The organism is Kitasatospora sp. NPDC028961 (assembly GCF_055564815.1).
Genome location: NZ_JBVHVO010000002.1, coordinates 256,215 through 276,956, shown reverse-complemented (window position 1 = coordinate 276,956; position 20,742 = coordinate 256,215). Strand labels below are relative to the sequence as shown.

General features: G+C 75.1%; 24 protein-coding genes. 11 read left to right on the top strand and 13 right to left on the bottom strand.

Annotated features, from left to right (window positions below; all coding sequences use genetic code 11):
- Positions 1-56 precede the first annotated feature (56 nt).
- The 5 genes from ACZ4UX_RS05380 to ACZ4UX_RS05360 form a co-directional block, all read right to left on the bottom strand.
- Entirely contained in the window at positions 57-1,163 is a 1,107-nt protein-coding gene (locus ACZ4UX_RS05380) for a winged helix DNA-binding domain-containing protein (protein ID WP_465705672.1), read from the bottom strand.
- On the bottom strand, positions 1,160-1,885 hold the full coding sequence (locus ACZ4UX_RS05375; RefSeq protein ID WP_465705671.1) for a glycerophosphodiester phosphodiesterase: 726 nt from the start codon (positions 1,883-1,885) through the stop codon (positions 1,160-1,162). The genes ACZ4UX_RS05380 and ACZ4UX_RS05375 overlap by 4 nt, the downstream gene beginning before the upstream one ends.
- 8 nt (positions 1,886-1,893) lie before the next feature.
- Positions 1,894-2,340 carry a hypothetical protein gene (locus tag ACZ4UX_RS05370; protein ID WP_465705670.1) on the bottom strand — a complete coding sequence of 149 codons (447 nt, stop codon included), beginning with the start codon at positions 2,338-2,340 and terminating at the stop codon, positions 1,894-1,896.
- Positions 2,341-2,407: 67 nt separating this feature from the next.
- Positions 2,408-2,824 (bottom strand): TOBE domain-containing protein, encoded by a 417-nt coding sequence (locus tag ACZ4UX_RS05365; protein ID WP_352292316.1) that lies wholly within the window; start codon positions 2,822-2,824, stop codon positions 2,408-2,410.
- 195 nt (positions 2,825-3,019) lie between these two features.
- Positions 3,020-4,213: an ROK family transcriptional regulator gene (locus tag ACZ4UX_RS05360; protein WP_465705669.1), complete on the bottom strand. Its 1,194-nt coding sequence runs from the start codon at positions 4,211-4,213 to the stop codon at positions 3,020-3,022.
- Between the two features lie 157 nt (positions 4,214-4,370).
- On the opposite strand from ACZ4UX_RS05360, the gene ACZ4UX_RS05355 reads away from it, so the two are divergent.
- The 10 genes from ACZ4UX_RS05355 to ACZ4UX_RS05310 all read left to right on the top strand — a co-directional run bounded on the left by ACZ4UX_RS05355 (position 4,371) and on the right by ACZ4UX_RS05310 (position 12,921).
- A complete protein-coding gene (locus ACZ4UX_RS05355) occupies positions 4,371-5,645 on the top strand; it encodes an MFS transporter (protein ID WP_465705668.1) in 1,275 nt (424 codons plus the stop codon).
- 125 nt (positions 5,646-5,770) lie between these two features.
- A complete protein-coding gene (locus tag ACZ4UX_RS05350) occupies positions 5,771-6,541 on the top strand; it encodes a dienelactone hydrolase family protein (protein ID WP_465705667.1) in 771 nt (256 codons plus the stop codon).
- Positions 6,542-6,581: 40 nt separating this feature from the next.
- Positions 6,582-7,130 (top strand): RICIN domain-containing protein, encoded by a 549-nt coding sequence (locus ACZ4UX_RS05345; RefSeq protein WP_465705666.1) that lies wholly within the window; start codon positions 6,582-6,584, stop codon positions 7,128-7,130.
- Between the two features lie 85 nt (positions 7,131-7,215).
- Positions 7,216-7,758 (top strand): RICIN domain-containing protein, encoded by a 543-nt coding sequence (locus tag ACZ4UX_RS05340; protein ID WP_465705665.1) that lies wholly within the window; start codon positions 7,216-7,218, stop codon positions 7,756-7,758.
- Between the two features lie 51 nt (positions 7,759-7,809).
- A complete protein-coding gene (locus ACZ4UX_RS05335; RefSeq protein WP_465705664.1) occupies positions 7,810-8,379 on the top strand; it encodes an RICIN domain-containing protein in 570 nt (189 codons plus the stop codon).
- Positions 8,380-8,495: 116 nt separating this feature from the next.
- Entirely contained in the window at positions 8,496-9,230 is a 735-nt protein-coding gene (locus ACZ4UX_RS05330) for a TVP38/TMEM64 family protein (RefSeq protein WP_465705663.1), read from the top strand.
- 101 nt (positions 9,231-9,331) lie between these two features.
- Positions 9,332-9,862, top strand: a complete 531-nt coding sequence (locus tag ACZ4UX_RS05325; protein WP_465705662.1) for a DinB family protein — start codon at positions 9,332-9,334, stop codon at positions 9,860-9,862.
- A 268-nt stretch (positions 9,863-10,130) separates the two neighbouring features.
- Positions 10,131-10,523, top strand: a complete 393-nt coding sequence (locus ACZ4UX_RS05320; RefSeq protein WP_329486140.1) for a cell division protein SepF — start codon at positions 10,131-10,133, stop codon at positions 10,521-10,523.
- Between the two features lie 204 nt (positions 10,524-10,727).
- Positions 10,728-11,282, top strand: coding sequence for a TetR/AcrR family transcriptional regulator (locus ACZ4UX_RS05315; RefSeq protein ID WP_352292334.1), 555 nt, complete (start codon positions 10,728-10,730; stop codon positions 11,280-11,282).
- A gap of 67 nt (positions 11,283-11,349) precedes the next feature.
- Entirely contained in the window at positions 11,350-12,921 is a 1,572-nt protein-coding gene (locus tag ACZ4UX_RS05310) for an MFS transporter (protein WP_465705661.1), read from the top strand.
- A 220-nt stretch (positions 12,922-13,141) separates the two neighbouring features.
- On the opposite strand, the gene ACZ4UX_RS05305 is transcribed toward ACZ4UX_RS05310, so the two are convergent.
- The 7 genes from ACZ4UX_RS05305 to ACZ4UX_RS05275 form a co-directional block, all read right to left on the bottom strand.
- Positions 13,142-13,636: a SitI3 family protein gene (locus ACZ4UX_RS05305; protein WP_465705660.1), complete on the bottom strand. Its 495-nt coding sequence runs from the start codon at positions 13,634-13,636 to the stop codon at positions 13,142-13,144.
- A 23-nt stretch (positions 13,637-13,659) separates the two neighbouring features.
- Positions 13,660-15,000 (bottom strand): putative T7SS-secreted protein, encoded by a 1,341-nt coding sequence (locus ACZ4UX_RS05300; RefSeq protein ID WP_465705659.1) that lies wholly within the window; start codon positions 14,998-15,000, stop codon positions 13,660-13,662.
- Positions 15,000-15,326, bottom strand: a complete 327-nt coding sequence (locus tag ACZ4UX_RS05295) for a hypothetical protein (protein WP_329489166.1) — start codon at positions 15,324-15,326, stop codon at positions 15,000-15,002. The genes ACZ4UX_RS05300 and ACZ4UX_RS05295 overlap by 1 nt, the downstream gene beginning before the upstream one ends.
- Before the next feature lie 174 nt (positions 15,327-15,500).
- Positions 15,501-16,481, bottom strand: a complete 981-nt coding sequence (locus ACZ4UX_RS05290) for an ABC transporter substrate-binding protein (protein WP_465705658.1) — start codon at positions 16,479-16,481, stop codon at positions 15,501-15,503.
- An 80-nt stretch (positions 16,482-16,561) separates the two neighbouring features.
- A complete protein-coding gene (locus ACZ4UX_RS05285; RefSeq protein WP_329489168.1) occupies positions 16,562-17,383 on the bottom strand; it encodes an ABC transporter ATP-binding protein in 822 nt (273 codons plus the stop codon).
- Positions 17,383-18,435 (bottom strand): FecCD family ABC transporter permease, encoded by a 1,053-nt coding sequence (locus ACZ4UX_RS05280; protein WP_465705657.1) that lies wholly within the window; start codon positions 18,433-18,435, stop codon positions 17,383-17,385. Before ACZ4UX_RS05280 ends, ACZ4UX_RS05285 begins: the two co-directional genes overlap by 1 nt.
- The gene (locus ACZ4UX_RS05275; RefSeq protein WP_465705656.1) at positions 18,432-19,490 is read right to left on the bottom strand and encodes a FecCD family ABC transporter permease; all 1,059 of its coding nucleotides are present in this window, start codon (positions 19,488-19,490) and stop codon (positions 18,432-18,434) included. Before ACZ4UX_RS05275 ends, ACZ4UX_RS05280 begins: the two co-directional genes overlap by 4 nt.
- 135 nt (positions 19,491-19,625) lie before the next feature.
- Here ACZ4UX_RS05275 and ACZ4UX_RS05270 point away from each other — a divergent pair, with 135 nt between their 5' ends.
- Positions 19,626-20,264, top strand: a complete 639-nt coding sequence (locus ACZ4UX_RS05270) for an HAD family hydrolase (RefSeq protein ID WP_329489171.1) — start codon at positions 19,626-19,628, stop codon at positions 20,262-20,264.
- A gap of 12 nt (positions 20,265-20,276) precedes the next feature.
- On the opposite strand, the gene ACZ4UX_RS05265 is transcribed toward ACZ4UX_RS05270, so the two are convergent.
- The gene (locus ACZ4UX_RS05265; RefSeq protein ID WP_329489172.1) at positions 20,277-20,513 is read right to left on the bottom strand and encodes a hypothetical protein; all 237 of its coding nucleotides are present in this window, start codon (positions 20,511-20,513) and stop codon (positions 20,277-20,279) included.
- Between the last annotated feature and the right edge of the window lie 229 nt (positions 20,514-20,742).

Genomic DNA, 20,742 nt, shown 5'->3' with positions numbered 1-20,742 from the left:
CCTCACCCCATCGGGAACGGCACCTCGCACCCCTGTGGCCCGGTCGAACGCCGGACCTACCCGGCCTCCTCGAAGCGGACCGCCCCGCCCCCGCCGGCGAAGGCCAGCACCCGCTCGGCCTCCGCCTCCGCCGCCCGCCGGTCACCCCGGCCGAGCGCCGCGAACGGACGGACCGCCACCGCCCGCTCACCGGCCGGGCCCTCGGTCAGCTGCCAGCTCCCGGCGACCAGGCCGTCGACCAGCACCGCCCCGAGCACGATGCCGTTCTGCGTCATCACCCGCGGCCGGTACTCCTCGGGCAGCACCCGGGTGCGGTCGGCGTGCGAGAGCAGCAGGTTGTCGAAGGGCGCCAGCAACCGGACGGGCGCCGGCACGGCCGGGTCGGGCCGGGGCGCCCCCGGCAGGTCGTACAGCAGCCGGCCGTGCTCGTCGCGGAAGGTGACCAGCTCCGGCGCGAGCCGCTTCAGCACCGCGCCCAGCCGGCTGAGCCCACACCACTTCTGCAGGTCGGCGACGGTCGCCGGTCCGAAGGCGGCCAGGTAGCGCAGGGCCAGCGCGTCCAGCGAGGGCGCCCGGTCCAAGGGCCGGCCCAGCCAGGACTCGGCGGTGGTGTGCGCCGCCGCCCCGCTCCGGCCCCAGAGGCCGCGCGGCGGCACCTGGACGAGCGGTAGCAGGCAGCGCGCGGCCTGGGCCAGGGCGGCGGGGTCGCGGTCGGGCCGGCCGGCGGCGAGCGCCCCGCCGAGCTGCTGGAAGGTCAGCGGCCGCTCCTCCAGCAGCACCCGCGCCTCGTCGGCGAGTGCGGTGAGGTCCAGCCCGGCGAGCCGCTTGCCGTAGGCGGAGCGCAGGCCCTGGTCGAGCACCGGCTGGACGAGCGGGCGCAGCGTCCGGCAGTCGTCCGCCGTCACCAGGTGGATGGTGCCGCGGTGGAGCGCGATCCGGACCACCTCGCGCCGCTGGAACAGGTCGTCGAGCAGGTCGGGCGTGAAGCCCTCCAGCCGGCTGAGCAGCCCCAGGTAGGGCGGCTGCGGCACGGCCTGGGCCTGCAGCCCGCCGAGGTGGCCGACCATCGCGGCCGGCGTCATGGCGCTGCGAGCGAGCAGGTGCTGACGGGCCAGCAGGGCGCGGCCGAGCGCGCGGGTCCCGAGGACGGGCGGTCCGGTCACCGGCGGCCGTCCAGCACGTCGCGCAGCACGCCGATCCGGTTGCTGGTGATCGAGTCCACCCCGGCGGCGCGCAGCCGGCGCATGGTGCGGCGCAGGTCCGCGGTCCAGGTGGAGACGGCGAGGCCGGCGCCGTGGGCGGCGGCGGTGAACTCGGCGGTGGCCAGGCCGAACGGCGGGTTGAGGTAGCGCGGGCGCAGGTCGTCCAGCAGGGCGCGGGCGGGCAGTCGCGGCTGCTTCCAGGTCAGCGCGATCTCGGCGTCGGGGGCGAGCGCGCGGACGGCGAGCATCGCGGTGGCGGGCCCGCAGAAGCCGACCCGGTGCTCGGCGCCGAGTCCGGTGACGGCCTCCCAGGCGGCGGCGACGGGGTGCGGGTCGTCCAGGTCGATCAGCAGCCGGGCGGCCGGGGAGGCGGCCGCGGCCTTGAGCGCCTCGGCGAGCGTGGGCACGGCGAGGTCGCCGTCGCGCAGCTCGTCGAGCTGGTCGAGGGTGACCCGGCGGAGGGCGCGGGGATCGCCCCAGAGCCGTTCGAGGGTCGCGTCGTGCAGCAGGACGGGCACGCCGTCGCGGGTGAGCCGGACGTCGACCTCCACCGCGTCGGCGCCGGCGGCCAGCGCGGACTCGACGGAGGGCAGGGTGTTCTCGCGGTACCGGTACGGGTCGCCCCGGTGGGCGACGGCGAGCACCGGGCGACGGGCGGCGTTCGAGCCGGCGGTGGGGTTCATCGGGGCCCTCATCGGATCAGCCCCGCGAGCCACGGGGACAGGTACTGGTGGGTGACGGACTCGCGGTAGCTCGGCTCGCCCGGCACGGTGACGATCAGCGTGCAGGACGGCGGGAAGGTCCGCTGCTTCACGTGGACCAGCCCGCTCCAGACCGCGTCGAGGAAGGCGGGCACGCTGTCGCGCGGTACGTCGAAGGCGATGTCCTCGACGGTGACGACCGCCTCGTCGTGGACGAAGAGCCGGACGGTGAGCCCGGGGCAGCCGGTGATCTCCAGCAGGGCCTCGTGCGGGATCGCGTCGAGTCCTTCGGCGCGGTCGTGGCCGCCGACCAGTCCGGCGAAGGTCTGGTCGCGCCCGATGTCGTGGGAGGCGCGCACCTCGCGGCCGTGCCGGGCGGCCATCGCCTCGACCGCGAACACGGCGCTCTGGGTGGACGGCAGCGGCGGGTGGGGCATCGAGTGGCGGTCCTCTCGTCGGCGGGGTTCGGTTGTGCGCTCGCCCGGCTCTCCCCGGGCGGGTGGGTCAGCGCAGTTCGACCATCACATTGGTCGACTTGATGACCGCCGTCGCGGGCGCTCCGGGAACCAGCCGGAGCTCCTCCGCCGACTCCCGGCTGATCAGCGAGACCACCCGGAACGGCCCGGCCTGGATCTCGACCTGCGCGGCCACGTCACCGAGCACCACATCGGTGACGATGCCGGGGAACCGGTTGCGGGCCGAGGACGGCCGCCCCTCGGCCTCGGCGTTCTCGGGCCGGGCGAGCTCCCGGGCGAAGGCGGCCAACTGGGCGCCGGGGATGATCCGGTGGCCGTGCTCGTCCCGCTCGGCGGCGACCCGGCCGGCGTCCACCCAGCGCCGCATGGTGTCCGAGCTCACGCCGAGCATCGCTGCGGCCTCGCCGATCCGGTACGGGTGGACCGGCGCGTCGGACTGGCCCATGTGCGACTCCTGACGGTGGTTCGGTAGCACGTCCGGTGGCACGTGCGGTGTCACGGGTGACACCCCGTCCGGCTTCCCGGCGGGGCGGCGGCGCGGTCCGGCCGCCCCCGCCATCCTGCCGTACCGGCCGCCCGCCCGGCCAAGCGGAGCACCGTACGCCCGCCGGGGCCGCCCCCCGCGCCCGGTCCGGTGCGCCTAGGGCTCGCCGAAGAGGTCGCGCCGGACGGCGTCGCCGGCGGTGAGGACGGCGCCGGAGAGCACCGCGCCGCCGCCCGCCGTACCGGCCCGGACCTCGGTGCGCAGCGGGGAGAGCCCGGCCAGGCGGCGTTCGACCCGGCCGGCGAGTTCGGCCCCGCCGGCCCGGCCGACCTCGCCGCCGAGGACGACACAGCCCGGGTCGAGGACGACGCAGACCGCCGAGGCGCCGACCGCGATCCGCTCGGCCAGCTCGTCCAGGAACGGCCCGCCCGGCTCGCCCTCGCCGCACGCGCCGAGCGCTGTCCCGACGGCGGCCTCGGCGGCCGCGGCGTCGTCGGCCGGGCCGGCGGGCAGACCGTGGGCGCGGGCGAGGCCGCAGACCGCCGCGCTGCCGACCAGGCCGTGGAACCCGCCCTCGCACCCGGCGGCGCTGGGCAGGCCCGCGGTGCCGGGGACGGGCAGGAAGCAGATCTCGCCGGTGCCGCCGGAGGCGCCGCGGCGCAGCCTCCCGTCGAGGATCACCGCGGCACCGACGCTGTGGCCGAGCCAGATCAGGACGAAGGTCTGCTGCCCCCGGGCGACGCCGATCCGGTACTCGGCGCGGCCGGCCAGGTTGACCTCGTTCTCCAGGATCACCTCGGTGCCGGGCAGCGCCTCCAGGGCGGTGAGCAGTTCGGCGTGCCAGCTCGGCAGCGCACCGGTGCTGTAGAGCCGGCCGGTGGCGGGGGCGACCAGTCCGGGGGCACCGACGGCGACGGTGTGCAGCCGGTCCACGCCGGCCCGGCCCGCGGTCTCGCGCAGGGTGCGGACGATCCGTTCCGCCGTACCGGCGTCGCCCCGGCCCTCGACCGCCAGCTCGGCGGAGGCCAGGGTGTGCCCGGTCAGGTCGGCGACGACCAGGCTGACCCCGCCCGCCCGGACGTCGATCGCGGCGAGGTGGGCGCGCGAGGCGACCAGCGCGTACAGCCGGGCGTTGGGGCCGCGCCGCTGCTCGCCGCGCTCGCCGACCACGGCGACCAGGCCGGTCCGCTGCAGTCGTTCCAGCAGGTCGGCGACGGTGGGCCGGGAGAGCCCGGTGAGGTCGCGGAGCTCGGTGGCGGTCAGTGGCCCCTGATCGAGCAGCAGGTTGAGCGCCAGCCGGTCGTTGATCGCCCGGGCGGTGCTCGGCGTGGCCGTACGCACGGTGGTCATGGGCGTCATCCTTCCAGAGTGTTTCTATCAGGGTCCCTTCCTGATAATTTATCGGACGACGACACCCGCGCACGAACCACGCGATGGCGGGCATCACTCAACAGGAACCACCCACAGGGCACCGTCGCGCCACGGCGCGGCCGGGAGGGAACACCGGATGACCGACAGCCTGACCACAGGACCACCCCACGGCCGGCCGGCCGCCGGGCCCCTGGCGCACCCGCGCCGCGCCAGGGCGAGCATCGCGCTGGTCTTCGCCGTGCACGGCGCGGTCGGCGGCACCTTCGTCACCCGCATCCCCTGGCTCCAGGACCGGCTGGACCTCTCCCCCGGCCAGCTCGGGCTCGCCCTGGTGATGCCGGCCATCGGCTCCTCCCTCGCGATGCCGCTGGCCGGCCGGTTCGTCCACCGCTACGGGGGCCGGGCCGCGGTGCGCGGACTGCTGTCGATCTGGTGCCTGGCGCTCACCCTCCCCGCCCTCGCCCCCTCGCTGCCGCTGCTCTGCCTGTTCCTGCTCGCCTACGGTGCGACGGCGGGCATGGCGGACGTGGCGATGAACGCCCAGGGCGTGGAGGTCGAACAGCGGCTGGGCCGCTCGATCATGTCCGGACTGCACGGGATGTGGAGCGCGGGCGGGCTGGTGGCCTCGGCCTTCGGCATCCTCGCCGCCCACCAGGACCTCGACGCCCGGCTCCAGCTGGCCGTCACCGCCGTGGTGCTCCTCTGCCTGGCCCAGCCGGTCTGCCGGGGCCTGCCCGACCTGCGGGCGGCCGAGGACGACGAGGCCCCGCCGCGCTTCGCCCTGCCGCCGCGCAGCTCGCTCGTGATCGGCCTGGTGGGCTTCTGCGCGGTGTTCGCCGAGGGCGCCTCGATGGACTGGAGCGGCGTCTACCTCAAGGACGTCACCGGCGCCTCGGCCACCGTCGCGGCCGCCTCGTACACCGCGTTCGCGCTCACCATGGCCGTCAGCCGACTGGCGGGCGACGCGGCGATCCGCCGCCTGGGCGCCGTGCGGGCGACCAGGATCAGCGGCGCGGTCGCCACCACGGGCGGCGTCCTGGTGGTCCTCGCCGACAGCCCGGCCCCGGCCATCGCGGGGTTCGCGCTGATCGGCATCGGCATCGCCGTCGTCGTCCCGCTCGCCTTCGCGGCCGCCGGCCGGATCGGCACCAACCCGAGCCAGGCCATCGCCGGCGTCGCGACGGTCACCTACACCTCGGGCCTGGTGGCGCCGGCCATCATCGGGGCGCTCGCCCAGGCCACCTCGCTCACCGTCTCCTTCGGCGTGGTCGCGGCGCTCGCCTTCGCCCTGCTGCTGAGCGCCGGCGCCCTGCGCCGGGCCGAGCCGGGCGCCGGGGCAGCGGCCACCGACCACCCGCCGACCACCGGGAAGCGGGCCACCGAAAACGTGATCGCACCGTCCTCGAAATAGCCTTACCAAGGTAATCCCCGGGCGATGTACTGGCCCCGCACGAATTGAATTCGTCGCTAATATCGCCGACTGCCGGATGCATGGAGCATCCGGCAGTCGGCGACCAGTGGCGGAATTCTCCCCGTGTGCTACGACGCCGACTCGGCGCCCCCGCCTTCACCCCCGCCGACAGCGCCCTGGCCGAATCCGCCGATCTCACCCTCGTCTCGGGCGACGGCACGGAATTCGCCGCCTTCCTGGCCCGGCCGGTCCGGCCGACCGGCCGCGGCGTACTCGTCCTGCCGGACAACCGGGGCCTTTCCGATTTCTCCCGGGCGACCACCGTCCGGCTCGCCGAACAGGGCCACCCGGCACTCGCCGTCGATTACTACGGGCGCACCGCCGGCGCCGCGCCGCGGGAGCGCGGGCCGGAATTCGGCGCGCTCCCGCACCTGCTCGCCCTCACCCCGGACGGCCTCGACGCCGACCTCACCGCGGGCATCGGCCGGCTGCGCGCGACCGGCGTCACCGAGGTCGTCGCCCTGGGCTTCTGCTTCGGCGGCCGCCAGGCGTTCCGGGCCGCCGCCCCCCGGTTCGGCCTCGCCGGTGTGGTCGGCTCCTACGGCTACCCCGACGCCGTCAACGGCGCTCCCGGCCCCACCCAGCTCGCCCCCGGCCTGACCGCCCCCGTGCTCGCCTTCCGGGGCGGCGCCGACGCGCACATCCCCGCCGGGACGGTCGCCGCCTTCGACGCGGCCCTCACGGCAGCCGGCTGTTCACACGAGTTCATGACTTTTCCTCAGGCGCCGCACAACTTTTTCGAACTGGGCGCCGTCGAACACACCGACGCGGCCAGGGAGTCCTGGCTGCGCCTGCCGGCCTTCGCCGCCGCCCCGGGCCCGTCCGGAGCGGCCTGACCCGGCCGGCGACCGTCACGTCCACAGCACAGGGGGACTCATGACCGGCCGAACCAGCAGCAAGCGACGCGTCGGTTCCGCCGCCGCCGTCGTCACTCTCACCCTCGGCGGCGCCCTGGCGGCCGCCGCGCCCGCCTCGGCGGCGGGCATGAACTACAAGCCGATCAGCACCGCCACCGACGTCGAGGTCCGGGTGCAGTCGAGCGGCAAGTGCCTGGAGGTCGCCGACTGGCGCACCGACGACGGCGCCCCGGTCCGCCAGTGGACCTGCACCGGCGGCGACAACCAGAAGTGGCGGTTCACCGACGGCTACGCCGTCAACGTCCACAGCGGCAAGTGCCTGGAGATCCCCGGCTACTCCACCGCCCCGGCCGCCCGGGCCGACCAGTGGACCTGCGACAAGGGCGCCAACCAGCGCTGGGGGGTCGTCAACGACAGCCAGGGCTCGCTGGCCCTCGTCAACTTCCACAGCGACCTCGTGCTCGACGTCAACAACGGGACCGCCGCCGACGGTGCCCCGGTGATCCAGTGGTACCCGACCGGCGTGTCCAACCAGCGCTGGTACTTCAACCCGTCCGTGGTGCTGTAGAGCCGGCCCCGCCCCGGCGGGGAGCACCGCCACCCCGCCGGGCACCCCGGCAGACCCGAGCACCGCACCGAACCAGGGGGACCAGATGACCGACCGCTCCACCACGGGGCGACGCCTCGTCCCGACCGTCACCGCCCTCGCCCTCGCCACCGGCCTGGCCGTCGCCGCACCGGCCGGCCCGGCCCGGGCGGCGACCTCCGCCCCCTTCCAGATCGGGAACCTCGCCAGCTACAAGTGCCTGGAGGCGGCCGACTGGCGCACCGACGACGGCGCCCCGGTCCGCCAGTGGACCTGCACCGGCGGCGACAACCAGAAGTGGGTCTGGACCGACGCCGACCAGCTCGTCAACGTCCACAGCGGCAAGTGCCTGGAGATCCCGGGGTACAGCGGCGACCCCGGCACCGCGGTCGGCCAGTGGACCTGCAACGGCGGCGCGAACCAGGGCTGGAGCGACGCGAGCCGGCTGCACAGCGGGCTCCGCCACCTCGTCAACGCCCACAGCGGCCGTTACCTCGACGTGGCCGGTGGCAGCACCGCCGACGGCGCGCCGGTGATCCAGTGGGACCTCAACGGGGCGGACAACCAGGTCTGGTACTACTCGCCGTTCCCGCCCGGCCCGCACCACTGACCATGCCGAAGCCTGCCCGACCACCCGACCACCCGACACCAGGGGGATCCGATGACCGCGCTACGCACCGCTCAGCTCCGCACCTCTCCGTTCCAGCGCCTCGGCACGGCCACCGCGGCGCTCGCCGCGGCCGGCGTGCTCACCGCCGCCGTCCCGACCACGGCGCAGGCCTCCGTGCCGGTCGTCGTGACCAGCCCGACCGAGGTCCGCAACGCCATCACCAACAAGTGCCTGGAAGTCACCGACTGGCGCACCGACGACGGCGCCCCGATCCGCCAGTGGACCTGCACCGGCGGCGACAACCAGAAGTGGGCCTGGACCGACGCGAACCAGCTCGTCAACGTCCACAGCGGCAAGTGCCTGGAGATCCCCGGCTTCAGCACCGCCTGGGGCGTCCAGGCCGACCAGTGGGACTGCAACGGGGGGCTCAACCAGATCTGGTCGGAGACCGTCGTCCACCACAGCGGCATCCGCTCGCTGACCAACCGCAGCAGCGGCCTCGTGCTGGACCTCCCCGGGACCAACCCCGCCGACGGCACCCCGATCATCCAGTGGGAGCGCAACTACGGCTTCAACCAGGCCTGGATCTACTCCCCCGCCCAGCACGGCACGCACAGCTGACCGGCGGCCGCGTCACGGCCGCAGCCTCCGGGCCGCCCGGTGACCGGCCGGTCGCCGGGCGGTCACGGGGTGAACCCACCGCCCGGAGCACCGGGCCGCCCGGTTAGGCTCGGGCGGTGCCCGCACCCGCACCCGCACCCGCATTGCCCGCGCCCCCGCCGACGCCCGACCCGACGCCGCCCCGGCCCGCGTCGCGGCTGCGCGCGCCCTGGCCCCGGTTCGCCCTGCTGGTGGTGATCCTCGCCGCGGCGGCCGGCTCGCTGCTGCTCTGGAGCCCGTCGGCGCTGCTCTCCGACGGGCTCCCGGCCGGGGTGCCGGGGTACTGGCTGGCACCCGCGTTCACCGCGGTCTACGCGGTCGGCACGCTGGCCTTCGTGCCCCGCCCGGCGCTCAACGCGGCGGCGGGACTGCTGCTCGGCATCCAGCAGGGCATCCTGCTCGCCGTGCTCGGCACCACCCTGGGCGCGGCGGCGGCCTTCGCCCTGGGCCGGCTGCTCGGCCGCGACGCCCTCCGCCCCTATCTGCGCGGACGCCTGCTGACCGCGCTGGACCGCCGGTTCACCGAGCAGGGGTTCCGCAGCGTGCTGCTGCTGCGCCTGCTGCCCGGGCTGCCGTTCCAAGCCGGCAACTACGGCGCCGCGTTCTCCGGCGTGCGGTTCCTGCCGTTCCTGACCGCCACCGCGATCGGCGTGGTACCGACCACGGCGGTGTACGTCACGGCCGCGGCCAGCGCCGGGGAGCCGGGTTCGGCCGCCTTCCTGCTGTCGGCCGGCGCGATCGCCGTCCTGGCCGTCGGCAGCCTGGTGTCGGTGTGGCGGGCCGCCGCCCGCCGCCGCGTCCCGCAGGCCTGAGCCGGACAGCCCGGCCGACGGCCCGGACCGCCCGACGCGCCCGGCGCGCCCGCCGACTATTCGGTCGCCCCGGCCCCACCGGGTGCGCCAGGATGGCCGCCATGACCAACGACCCGATCCCCGCCGTCGACCGGCCCGAGCCCCCGTTCGCGGCGGACGAGACGGCGATGCTCACCGCGTGGCTGGAGTTCCACCGCGCCACCCTCGCCCGCAAGTGCGAGGGGCTGGACGCCGACCAACTGCGGCTGCGCGCCGTCCCGCCGTCCTCGCTCTCGCTGCTCGGCCTGGTCCGGCACATGGCGGAGGTCGAGCGCTACTGGTTCCGGATCATCCTGCTCGGCGAGGAGCCCGGCACCGCGGGCCTCTACTGGACCGAGCAGCACCCGGACGGCGACTTCGACTTCGTCGACTCCGCCGACGCCGCGGAGGACTTCGCCACCTGGCAGGGGCAGATCACGGCCGCCCGGGCCGCCTGCGAGGGCCTGCCGCCGGAGACGGTCGGCAAGCGGCCGCGCCAGGGACGGGAGGTGACGCTCCGCTGGATCCTGGTCCACATGATCGAGGAGTACGCCCGGCACAACGGTCACGCGGATCTGCTGCGCGAATTGGTCGACGGCGTCACCGGCGAGTGAAATCGTTCCCACATCGTTGACAGAAGGTCAATTCGGCGGTGACCACGACCGATATGGTCTACGCGCGCAACCGTCCGCCGTTCCGCTGCGTCGCAACTGTTGCCCGGGTTCGCCCGGGTTTCCGGCGCGGCACGACTGGTACGGGGGTCGCGAGCGGGCACGGGACCGGTGATCAGTGCGATACTCGGACAGTTCCGACGAGTGGATGACGTGTCAAAAGGACACGCGCACCGGGGGACCTGTACGGAACGAGGCAGGGAGGCGCGGCATGGGAGCACTTCGCGACGAGCACCACAACGGGTGGCTGATGCCCTCCGGGAACTACCCGGCCGCGGTGTACGACGACGAGTGGATCGAGCAGGAGACGGTACCGTCCTCCCCGGCTCCCACGAAGATCGTCTCCCTGCGGCCGACGGGCTTCGAGGCCGCGCGAACGGTCGGCGAGCACATCCGGGCGAGCATCCCGGTGGTCATGGACCTCACCGAGATGGACGAGGCCGAGGCCAAGCGCATGGTCGACTTCGCCTCCGGGCTGATCTTCGGCACCTGCGGCGGGATCGAGCGGATCGCCCGCCGGGTCTTCCTGCTCACGCCGGCGGACGTCGAGGTGATGGTCATCGACCGACCGCTGGACGAGACCGGGTTCTACAACCAGAGCTGACCGGCAGCGATCGCCGGCACCAGACCCGCGACCGGGGACGGCCACCGCCGTCCCCGGTTTTGCATGCCCGGACGCCACCGGGCCCGGCCCCGTGGACCCCCGGCGCCACCGGCCCCAAAGACCCCGCCACGACACCGGGGCCTCGACTGAGGCATCCAAGAAAAGATTGAGACACGGACGTCTCATTTGGCGTAGACTCGCCCCATGGCCACCGACCGCGACTCCGTCCTCGAAGCCGCTGTGGGCGTGCTCTCCCGCCGCCCGACCGCCCATCTGGACGAGATCGCCCGGGCCGCGGGCATCAGCCGCGCCACCCTGCACCGGCTCTTCCCCGGCCGCGAGGCGCTGATCCGCGAGGTCGGCCTGCTCGGCCTGCGCACCTTCGGCGCCGCCCTGGACGCGGCCGCCGTCGAGGACGGCGACGCGCACGCCGCGCTGCGCCGCCTCGTCGACCGGATCGTGCCGGACGCCGCGCTCTGCGCCTTCCTGGCGGGCGAGAACCAGCTGTACGACGACGAGGACATCAACGAGCTCTGGGACGCCCAGATCAGCCGGCTGCAGGCGCTCTTCCTGCGCGGCCAGCAGCAGGGCGTGTTCCGCGTCGAGCTCTCCGCCGGCTGGCTCAGCGAGGCCTTCTTCGACCTGGTGGCCGGCGTCGGCTGGGCCGTCCAGGACGGCCGGCTCGCCCCCCGGGACGGCGCCTTCTCGCTCGCCGAGCTCTTCCTCGGCGGCGCGCTGCGACCGCCGCGGCCGCACTGAGCCCTCCACACCCCACCCACAGCACCTCGGACCACAGGCCCGCACCAGCGGCCGGAAACCGATACCCATGAGCAGCACCGTCCTCACCCGCCCCCGCCAGCGCTGGATCGGCCTCGCCGTCCTCGTCCTGGCCGTGACCCTGGTCGCCGTCGACGCGACCGTCCTGTCCCTCGCGATACCGTCGATCAGCGAGACGCTGCGCCCCAGCGGCACGCAGCTGCTCTGGATCGGCGACGCCTACTCCTTCGTGCTGGCCGGCCTGCTGGTCAGCATGGGTTCGCTGAGCGACCGGATCGGCCGCAAGAAGCTGCTGCTGGCCGGCTCCACCGCGTTCGGCGCCGCCTCGCTGCTAGCCGCCTACGCGCCCAGCGCCGGCTGGCTGATCCTGGCCCGCGCGCTGCTCGGCGTGGCCGGGGCGACCATCATGCCGTCCACCCTGTCGCTGATCCGCAGCCTCTTCCCGGACGACCGCGAGCGGGCCACCGCGATCGGCATCTGGGGCGCGGCCGCCACCGCCGGCGCCGCGCTCGGACCGGTGGTCGGCGGGGTGCTGCTGGAGCACTTCTGGTGGGGCTCGGTGTTCCTGCTGAACATCCCCGTCCTGCTGCTGCTGCTGGTCTTCGGGGCCTGGCTGCTGCCGGAGTCCAAGGACCCGAAACCGGGCCGCTGGGACGTGCTGTCCGTGGTGCTCTCGCTGACCGGGGTGATCGCCGCGGTCTACGCGATCAAGGAGGCCGCCGCCCACGGCGTGGCGCGCTGGGACGTCCCGGTCGCGGCCGTGCTGGGCGCCGCCGCACTGACCGTCTTCGTCCGCCGCCAGCTGCGCCTGACCACCCCGCTGCTGGACGTCCGGCTCTTCTCGGACCGGCGCTTCACCGCGGCGGTGCTGGCCTCGCTCACCGCGCTGGTCGGGCTCTCCGGCGTGGTCTTCGTGACCTCGCAGTACCTGCAGCTGGTGCGCGGCTACGAGCCGCTCAAGGCCGGTCTGGCCGAGCTGCCGGCCTTCGCCGGAGCCGTGGTCGGCGGTCTGCTGACCGCCCGGCTGGCGCGGCGGGCGGGAGCCCGGGCCACCCTGACGCTGGGCCTGCTGGCCATGGGCACCGGCATCGGCCTGCTCGGCTGGGTGCAGCAGGACTCCACCTACCTGGTGCTCGCCGCGGCCTTCCTGATCGTCGGCACCGCCGAGGGCGTGGTCTACACGCTCGGCGCCGACCTGGTGCTGGGCGCCGCGCCGGCCGACAAGTCCGGCGCCGCCTCGGCGGTCTCCGAGACGGCCTACGAGCTGGGGACGGCGCTCGGCATCGCCCTGGTGGGCTCGGTGGTCGGCTCGCTCTACGCGAGCGGGCTGACCGTGCCGGCCGGGGCGGGCCAGGCCGCCGCCACCCAGGCCGGCGAGTCGCTCGGCGGCGCGGTCGAGGTGGCGCACGGTCTGCCGCAGACGCTGGCCGGTCCGCTGCTGGACAGCGCCCGCGACTCCTTCGTACACGGCATGAACATCGCCGCGATCCTGGCCGGCGGGCTGCTGCTGGCCGCCTCGGCGCTCGCCTGGCGCCTGCTGCGGGGCCTGCCGAAGGCGGCCGACCAGGACCGGGCCGAGGCGGCGGCGCGGCAGCCCGACCGCGAGAAGGCGGCGCTCTGACCCCGGGCCTGCCCCCGGGCCGCGGGGGGGGGGGGGGGGGGGGGGGGGGGGGGGGGGGGGGGGGGGGGGGGGGGGGGGGGGGGGGGGGGGGGGGGGGGGGGGGGGGGGGGGGGGAGGGGGGGGGGGGGGGGGGGGGGGGGGGGGGGGGGGGGGGGGGGGGGGGGGGGGGGGGTGGCCCCCCCCCCCCCCCCCCCCCCCGCTCCCGGCACAGACCCGGAGGTCAGTCGTCCTCGGGGAAGAAGAAGTCCTGGGTCTGCCGCCGGTAGGGCGCCGGCACGGCGGCCAGGCGGTGCGCCGGCCAGAGGTCGGAGCGCTCGCTCAGGGTCAGTTCGCCGCCCTGGCGGACCAGCCAGACGTCCTCGTAGTCGAGGTGCAGCGCGGCGTCGCCGGGGACCCGGCCGAGCAGGGCGAGCGTCAGCCGGACGGTGTCGTCCTGCTGGTCGGAGACGTCGGCCGCCTTGTCGAGGCGGAAGGCCACCGAGACGGTCGCGCCGAAGGGGCGGCCGCCGATCAGCGGGTCCCCCCACGGGATCGCCTTGGTCGCCACCACCCGGACCCAGGTGCCGCGGGCGGTGACGGCGCCGTCGGCGACCAGCGTGCCGGCGTCCTCCCCGGCGCCGAACAGCGCCTGCGGACGGGCGATTTCGTCGAGCTTCTCTGCGACCTCGGCCGCGGTGAGCGGGGTCACCAGGTCGAGGCTGTAGGCAATAGCCATGCTGGGCGTCTCTCTCGGTTCGTCTAGGGGTAGAAGTGGACCACGTTGCCGGACGAGTCGATGACCTTGATCTCCTTGAGACCCTCGATCGGCCAGTCCTGCAGCTGCTTGCGCATGGCGGCCGCGTCGACACCGCTGTCGGAGAGGTTCAGCACGATGCGGTCGGCCTGGCCCGAGTCCACCTTCTTCTGGATGCCGGTGGAGATGGAGCGCGGGTTCGAGGCGGTCGGCGCGTAGCAGTCGAACACCTCGCCCTCGATGCGGTAGTCGGGGTTCTTGGTCGTCCCGGTGACGTTCGGGTTCTGCTCGACCTTGTAGCCGTTGCGCGCCATGATCTCGGCGGACTCGTTCTCCCGCTCGAACGCCCGGCGGGTCGTCGCGTCGGCGTTCCTCGGGATGTTGGTGGTGTGCCCCTCCGGGGTGGCGGCCGGGTCGGCCCCCTTCGACGGCTGGGTGTGCAGCTCGCCGGACCCGCCGCCGCCACCGCCCTCGCCCTCCATGTGGACCCGGCTGGAGCCCATGGCGTCCTGGGCGATCTCACCCGCGCCGATGCCGGCCATCCCGAGACCGGTGGCGATGACGCCGGCCGAGAGCACGTTGACCGGTACGCCCACCACCGCGCCGACGCCGGTGAGGTCCAGGCCGACGCCGAGGACCTCGCCGCCCGCGCCGACCGTGGCGAGGGCGAGCCCGCCCGCGACCTCCAGCGCGGCGCCCGGGTTCTGCAGCATGGCGTTGCCGACCGAGGCGAGGTCCTCCACGACGACCTGGCCGACGTCCCCCAGGAAGTCCCCCGCGTCGGAGAAGAAGTCACCCACGTCGTCCCAGAAGCCGGGCTCCTCGGGGGCCTTGTCGCGCGCGGTGGCGACGGTCTTCGCCGCGGTGTCGCCGGCCGACTTGAGCTGGCCGCGGGCGTTGGCCAGGGTCTGCCGCGCGCCGTCCCGGGTGCTCTCGCCGGGGTCGGTGAACGGCAGTTCGTGGCCGGCGTTGCGCTCCGCCTCCTGGTGGTCGCCCTTCGCCCGGCTGCTGGCGCTCTGGCCCGCGTCCCACTGCCGGATCGCCTCGGCCGCCTGCCCCTGCGCCCAGGTCAGGGTCGACTGGTAGGCGGTGAGCGCGGTGGCGGCGGTGTGGAAGCAGTCGCCGGCCTCCAGCCACTTGCCCGGCTCGCCCTCGAAGGCCTTCCGGAAGGCGTCGCCGGCCTTGCCCGACCACCCCTCGACGGTGTCGATCCGCTTGAGGCCCTCGCCGGTCGAGTGCAGGGTGTCCCCGTAGCTCTTGAGCCAGGCACAGGTGGAGGCGATCGCCTCCGGGTCGCCCGGGACGAGCTCCTTCGGGTCGGACGTGCCGCCCAGTTCCTTCGCCATCACTTCGCTCCCGGGTCCTCGCCGCTGTCGCGGCTCAGGGTGCCGTTCAGATGGCCGACGACGTGTCCGTCGACCTCGCGGTAGGCCTTCACGCTCGCGTTCAGCCGGGCCGTGACGGCCTGCGCGTCCTTGGCCAGGTTCTCCACGCCCAGCTGCCAGCGGGTGCAGAACTTCTCGACGACGTCGGCCAGGTGGCCGTGCCCGAAGTCCTCCTTCTTCGGGTCGAGGTCGCTGACCTTCTTGAACTGCATCTTCGCCAGGGTGTTGGTGATCCCCGAAGCCGCGTCGTCCAAGGCACCCAGATCGACCTTGAATCCGTCTGCCATGAGCCCTCCCGTCTGTGCCGAGCAGGCGTCCTGCGGGCGCCCGGGAACAGTGACGCGGGGCCGTGCGGTCCGGTTCCGGTGCGGCGCGGTGACCGGTCGGGGCCCCGGTCGCACCGGTCACGCGCCGTCAGGCCCCGGCGCGGGGCGCGGTCCGGGCCCCGGGCCGGTCCCGGCTCAGGCCCCCAGGAAGCGCTGGAGCTGGGCGAGCACGTAGTTCGCCCCGGTGTACCCGATGCCCTGGAACCAGAGCCGGTCGTCCACCTCGAAGGCCCGGTGGGCGCGTACGGCGCCGAGGCCCTGCCAGGCCGGGGAGGCCAGTACGGCCCTGGTGCCGGCCCGTTCCGGGTCGCCGTAGGTGGCGTACAGCAGCAGGTCGCCGTCGGCCCGGGCGATCTGGTCCGCCGGGATCTCGACGTCGAACTGGTCGACGTTCTGCGCGTCCGGCCGGCCGAGCTGGACGTCCGCCAGCACCGTGCCGGGGAAGTTCTGCCGACCGTACAGTCTGATGCCCGCGCCCTCGACGAACCGCACCAGGCCGACCCGGCGCCCGGAGGCCCTGGCGTTCGACAGCGCCTGGACGACCTGGGAGACGTGCCGCTGGTAGGAGCCGACGAAGGCCTCGGCGGCGTCCTGGCGGCCCAGCGCCTGCGCGTGCAGCTGGACGTTCGCCTTCCACGGGTAGCCGGTGGTCTGGGTCAGCACGGTCGGGGCGATCTCGCGCAGCTGGTCGTAGCGGCCGCCGTCGCGGGCCTGGTTGGAGAGGATCAGATCGGGCCGCAGGGCGCGGATCGCGGCGAGGTCCGGGGCACCGACGTCGCCGACCCGGGCGAGCCCGGCGACCCGCGAGGCGGGCCAGTAGTCGGGGAAGCCGGTGTCCAGCGGCGCCAGGGCCGCGCCGACGGGGGTGATGCCCAGGGTCAGCGCGGAGTCCAGCTCGGCGGTGTCCAGGGTGACCACGCGCATCGGCGCGCCCGGCACCGCGACCGGGCCCGTCGCGGCGCCGACGGTGGCGTCGGGCACCGGGGTCGGGGTCGGCGTGACGCTCGCGGCGGCGGCGGCGCCGTCGGCGGGCGGGGCGGGGTGCCGGGTGCTGCACCCGGCGAGGGCGGCGGCGCCGAGCCCCGCGAGCAGGGTGCGGCGGGTGAGCGGGGGCATCGGCGGTCCTCGGGCGGGCGGACGGGGAACGGGCGCGCCCGCGGTGGCCGCGGGCGCGTCGATTATGTCCGAATTGCCCGCTAGGCGTCGGCCTTCACCGCCCACGGCGCGCCCGGGACCACCAGCGGGGTACCGGTCACCGGGTCCGGCACGACCACCGAGTCCAGGCCGAACACCTCGCGCACCAGCTCCGCCGTCACCACCTCGGCCGGCGGACCCTGGGCGACGATCCGGCCGGCGCGCATCGCCACCAGGTGGTCGGCGTAGCGGGCGGCCTGGTTGAGGTCGTGCAGCACGGCCACCACCGTCCGCCCGCGCTCGACGTTGAGCCGCCGGACCAGGTCCAGCACCTCGACCTGGTGCGCGATGTCCAGGAACGTCGTCGGCTCGTCCAGCAGCAGGATGTCGGTGCCCTGGGCGAGCGCCATCGCGATCCAGGCCCGCTGGCGCTGGCCGCCGGACAGCTCGTCCACGCTGCGCTCGGCCAGTTCGGCGGTGGAGGTGCGCTCCAGCGCCTCGGCGACCGCCCGCTCGTCCTCGGCCGACCACTGCTGCCACCAGCTCTGGTGCGGCTGGCGGCCGCGGGAGACCAGGTCGGCCACCGAGATGCCCTCGGGCGCGGTCGGGGACTGCGGGAGCAGCCCGATCCGCTGGGCGATCCGCTTGGTCGGGACGCGCGCCAGCTCGGCGCCGTCCAGCAGCACCGCGCCCCGCACCGGCTTCAGCAGCCGGCCGAGCGCGCGCAGCAGCGTCGACTTGCCGCAGGCGTTCGGGCCGACGATCACCGTCACCCGGCCGTCCGGGACGGTCAGGTCCAGCCCCTCCACGACCGTGCGCGCCTCGTAGGCGAGGGTCAGGCCCCGGGCTTCGAGACGGTGGGCCGGCGTCGGACGGGCGGACATCAGGAACCTCCACGGCGGGATCGGACGAGCAGCCACATCAGGTACGGCGCGCCGACCAGGCCGGTCACCACGCCGACCGGCAGCTCGGTGGGCGAGAGCAGCCGCCGGGCCAGCAGGTCGGCCAGGACGACCACCAGCGCACCGGTCAGGGCCGAGCAGAACAGCGGGACCTGCGCCGAGCGGGCCAGCCGCAGCGCGATCTGCGGGGCCATCAGCGCGACGAAGTCCACCGGTCCGGCCGCGCCCGCCGCACAGGAGGCCAGCACGACGCCGAGCAGCCCCATGCCGAGCCGGATCCGGTCCAGCCGCAGGCCGAGCCCGACGGCGGTGGCGTCGTCGAAGGAGATCGAACGCTGTGCCCGCCCCGCCCAGAGCGCCACCGGTACGGCGGCCAGCAGCACCCAGGCCAGCCAGCCGGCCTGGTCGTACCCGGAGCCGTTCAGGCTGCCGGTCATCCAGACCTTCGCGGCCTGCGCCTGGAAGCCGTCGCCCTTGGTCAGGAAGACCGAGGTGAGCGAGGAGAGCGCGACGCTGATGCCGATGCCGATCAGCACGAACCGCTGGGCGTGCAGACCGCGCCGCCAGGCCAGCGCGTACACCAGCACCCCGGCCACCAGGCCGCCGGCGACCGCCGCCCACGGCACCTGGCCGGCGGAGCCGACCACGCCGTACGCCATCAGCCCGACCACGGTGGCGGTGGCGCCCCAGGAGACGCCGACCACGTCGGGGCTGGCCAGCGGGTTGCGGGCGACGGTCTGCACCAGCGCGCCGGCCAGGCCGAGCGCGGTGCCGACCAGCAGTCCGACCACCACCCGGGGCAGCCGGAACTCGCCGACCACCAGCTCGTGCGGGCTGGGCCGCCCCAGCACCACCTTCACCACCTCGGCCGGGGACACGGTGGACTCGCCCAGGCAGAGCGAGGCGACGACGGTGGCGGCCAGCGCCAGCAGCAGGCCGAGCACCGCGACGGCGGAGCGGCGGTGCAGCAGGAAGGAGGCGCGCCCGGCGCGCAGCACGGTGTAGCCCCGCAGCGGGACGACGGAGGCGCTCACGCGGCCACCACCTTGCGGCGCCGGACCAGCGCGACCAGCACCGGCACCCCGACCAGGGCGGTCATCACCCCGGCGGGCACCTCGGACGGCGGGAAGAGCACCCGGCCGAAGGCGTCGGCGAGCAGCAGCAGCGCCGGACCGAGCACGGCGGAGAAGGCGAGCACCCAGCGGTGGTCCGCCCCGGCCACCGCCCGGGCGGCGTGCGGCACGGCGAGTCCGACGAAGGCGATCGGACCGGCGGCGGCGACCGCCGAGCCGGTCAGCACGGTGGCCCCGAGCGCGCCGACCGCCCGCACCAGGCCGGTCCTGGCACCGAGCCCCTTGGCGGTGTCGTCGCCGAGCGCCAGCGCGTCCAGCCCCCGCGCCACCGCGAACACCAGGACGGTGCCGACGAGCAGGAAGGGCAGCAGCTGCCAGGCCACGTCGGCGGTGCGTCCGGAGAGCGACCCGACGTGCCAGAACCGGAACTGGTCCATCGCGGCGGCGTCGGTGGTGAGCACCATGGTGTTGAGCGAGGCGATGAACGCCGACATCGCCGAGCCGGCCAGCGCCAGCTTGATCGGGGTCGCCCCGCCCCGGCCCCGGCCGGCCAGGCCGTACACCAGCACGGTGGCGATCACCGCCCCGGCGAAGCCGAACCAGACGTACCCGGTGAGGGTGGAGACGCCGAACGCGGAGATCGCCAGCACCACGCCGGCCGCCGCGCCCTGGCTGACGCCGAGGATGCCCGGGTCGGCGATCGGGTTGCGGGTGATGCCCTGCATGACGGCGCCGGCGAGGCCGAGCGCCGCGCCCACCGCGAGGCCGACCACCGTGCGCGGCACCCGCAGCTCGCGGACCACCACGGCGTTGGTGGTGTCCCCGCCGTGCCACAGGGCGTCGAGGGTGTCCCCGAGCGGGATGGTGCGGCTGCCGACGGCCAGGCTGAGCAGGACGGCGGCGGCCAGCAGGGCCAGTGCGGCGGCGAGCCACAGTATTCGGCGGCGCGGCAGCGGGCGCGTGCCGGGCGCGGGTGCGGACCGGGGTGCGGCCGTCGGCGCGGTGGTGTCGGTCATGGCTCTCTCTCGCAGATAGCTCAGGCAAACCTAAGTTCCACGGAGAAGCCGGGGCAAATCGCTCCGGACCCCGGCCGGGAGCCGGACCGGGACGGAGCCGGCCGTTCCGGCGGCGGGGTTGGATAGCCTGGCGGCATGCCTGCGACCCCGGACGTCCCGCTCACCGTCGGCTTCGACCTCGACATGACCCTGCTGGACACCCGGCCCGGTATCCGGGCCACCTATCTGGCGCTCGCGGCGGAGACCGGCGCGCACATCGACGCCGACCTCGTGGTCACCCGGCTCGGCCCGCCGCTGCTGGACGAACTGCGCAACTGGTTCCCGGCCGAGCGGGTGCAGGCGGTCGCCGACCGCTACCGCGTGCTGTACCGGGACCTCGCCTTCGCCCCGACCGTCGCCCTGCCCGGCGCGCACGCCGCGATCGACGCGGTGCGCGCGCACGGCGGCCGGGTCGTGGTGATCACCGGCAAGTACGAGCCGAACGCCCGGCTGCACCTGGAGCACGCCGGGCTGCACGCGGACGCGCTGGTGGGGGACCTCTGGGCGGAGACCAAGGGCGTCGCGCTGCGCGAGCACGGCGCCTCGGTGTACGTCGGCGACCACCTCGGCGACATCCGGGGGGCCAAGCACGCGGACGCCGTGGCGGTCGGCGTGGCGACCGGGCCGTACGGCGCCGAGGACCTGCTGGCGGCGGGCGCGGACGTGGTGCTGGCCGACCTCACCGGCTTCCCCGAGTGGCTGGCCGGCCACCTGGCCGCGCGGCCGGTCGGCTAGGGCACGGGCCGGTCAGGCCCCGGCGTGCACCCGGCGGCGCTGGGCGCGGGCGGAGAGCAGCAGGCCGGTCAGGGCGAGCAGGAAGCCCAGCGGCATCAGCATGCTCAACCAGTACGCGGCCGTCGGCAGCGGCGTCAGGTGCAGGAACAGCGGGACGAAGGTGACCAGGGTGGCGAGCGCGCCGAACCCGAAGACGATCGCTCCGGCCTTGACGTAGGCGTCGCCGCGGTCGGCGCTCTGGCTGCTCACTGGGGTGCTCCTCTGCGGTCGGTCGGCCGTCCCAGTCTGGCAGAGGACGCCGCCCGCGCCGGCGGCGGACCGTTTCGGGGGCGACCCGTCCGGTCACGTTGCGCAGTTTCCCGGAAGCTGGGAGTTTTGATCCCTGCTGGGCGGGGGTATGCACGCTGTGCCGAGGGGTGCGACAGGTGCGCCCCGTCTCCTCAGACCGGGGGTGTGAGCCAGTGGAAAGCGCGAAGCC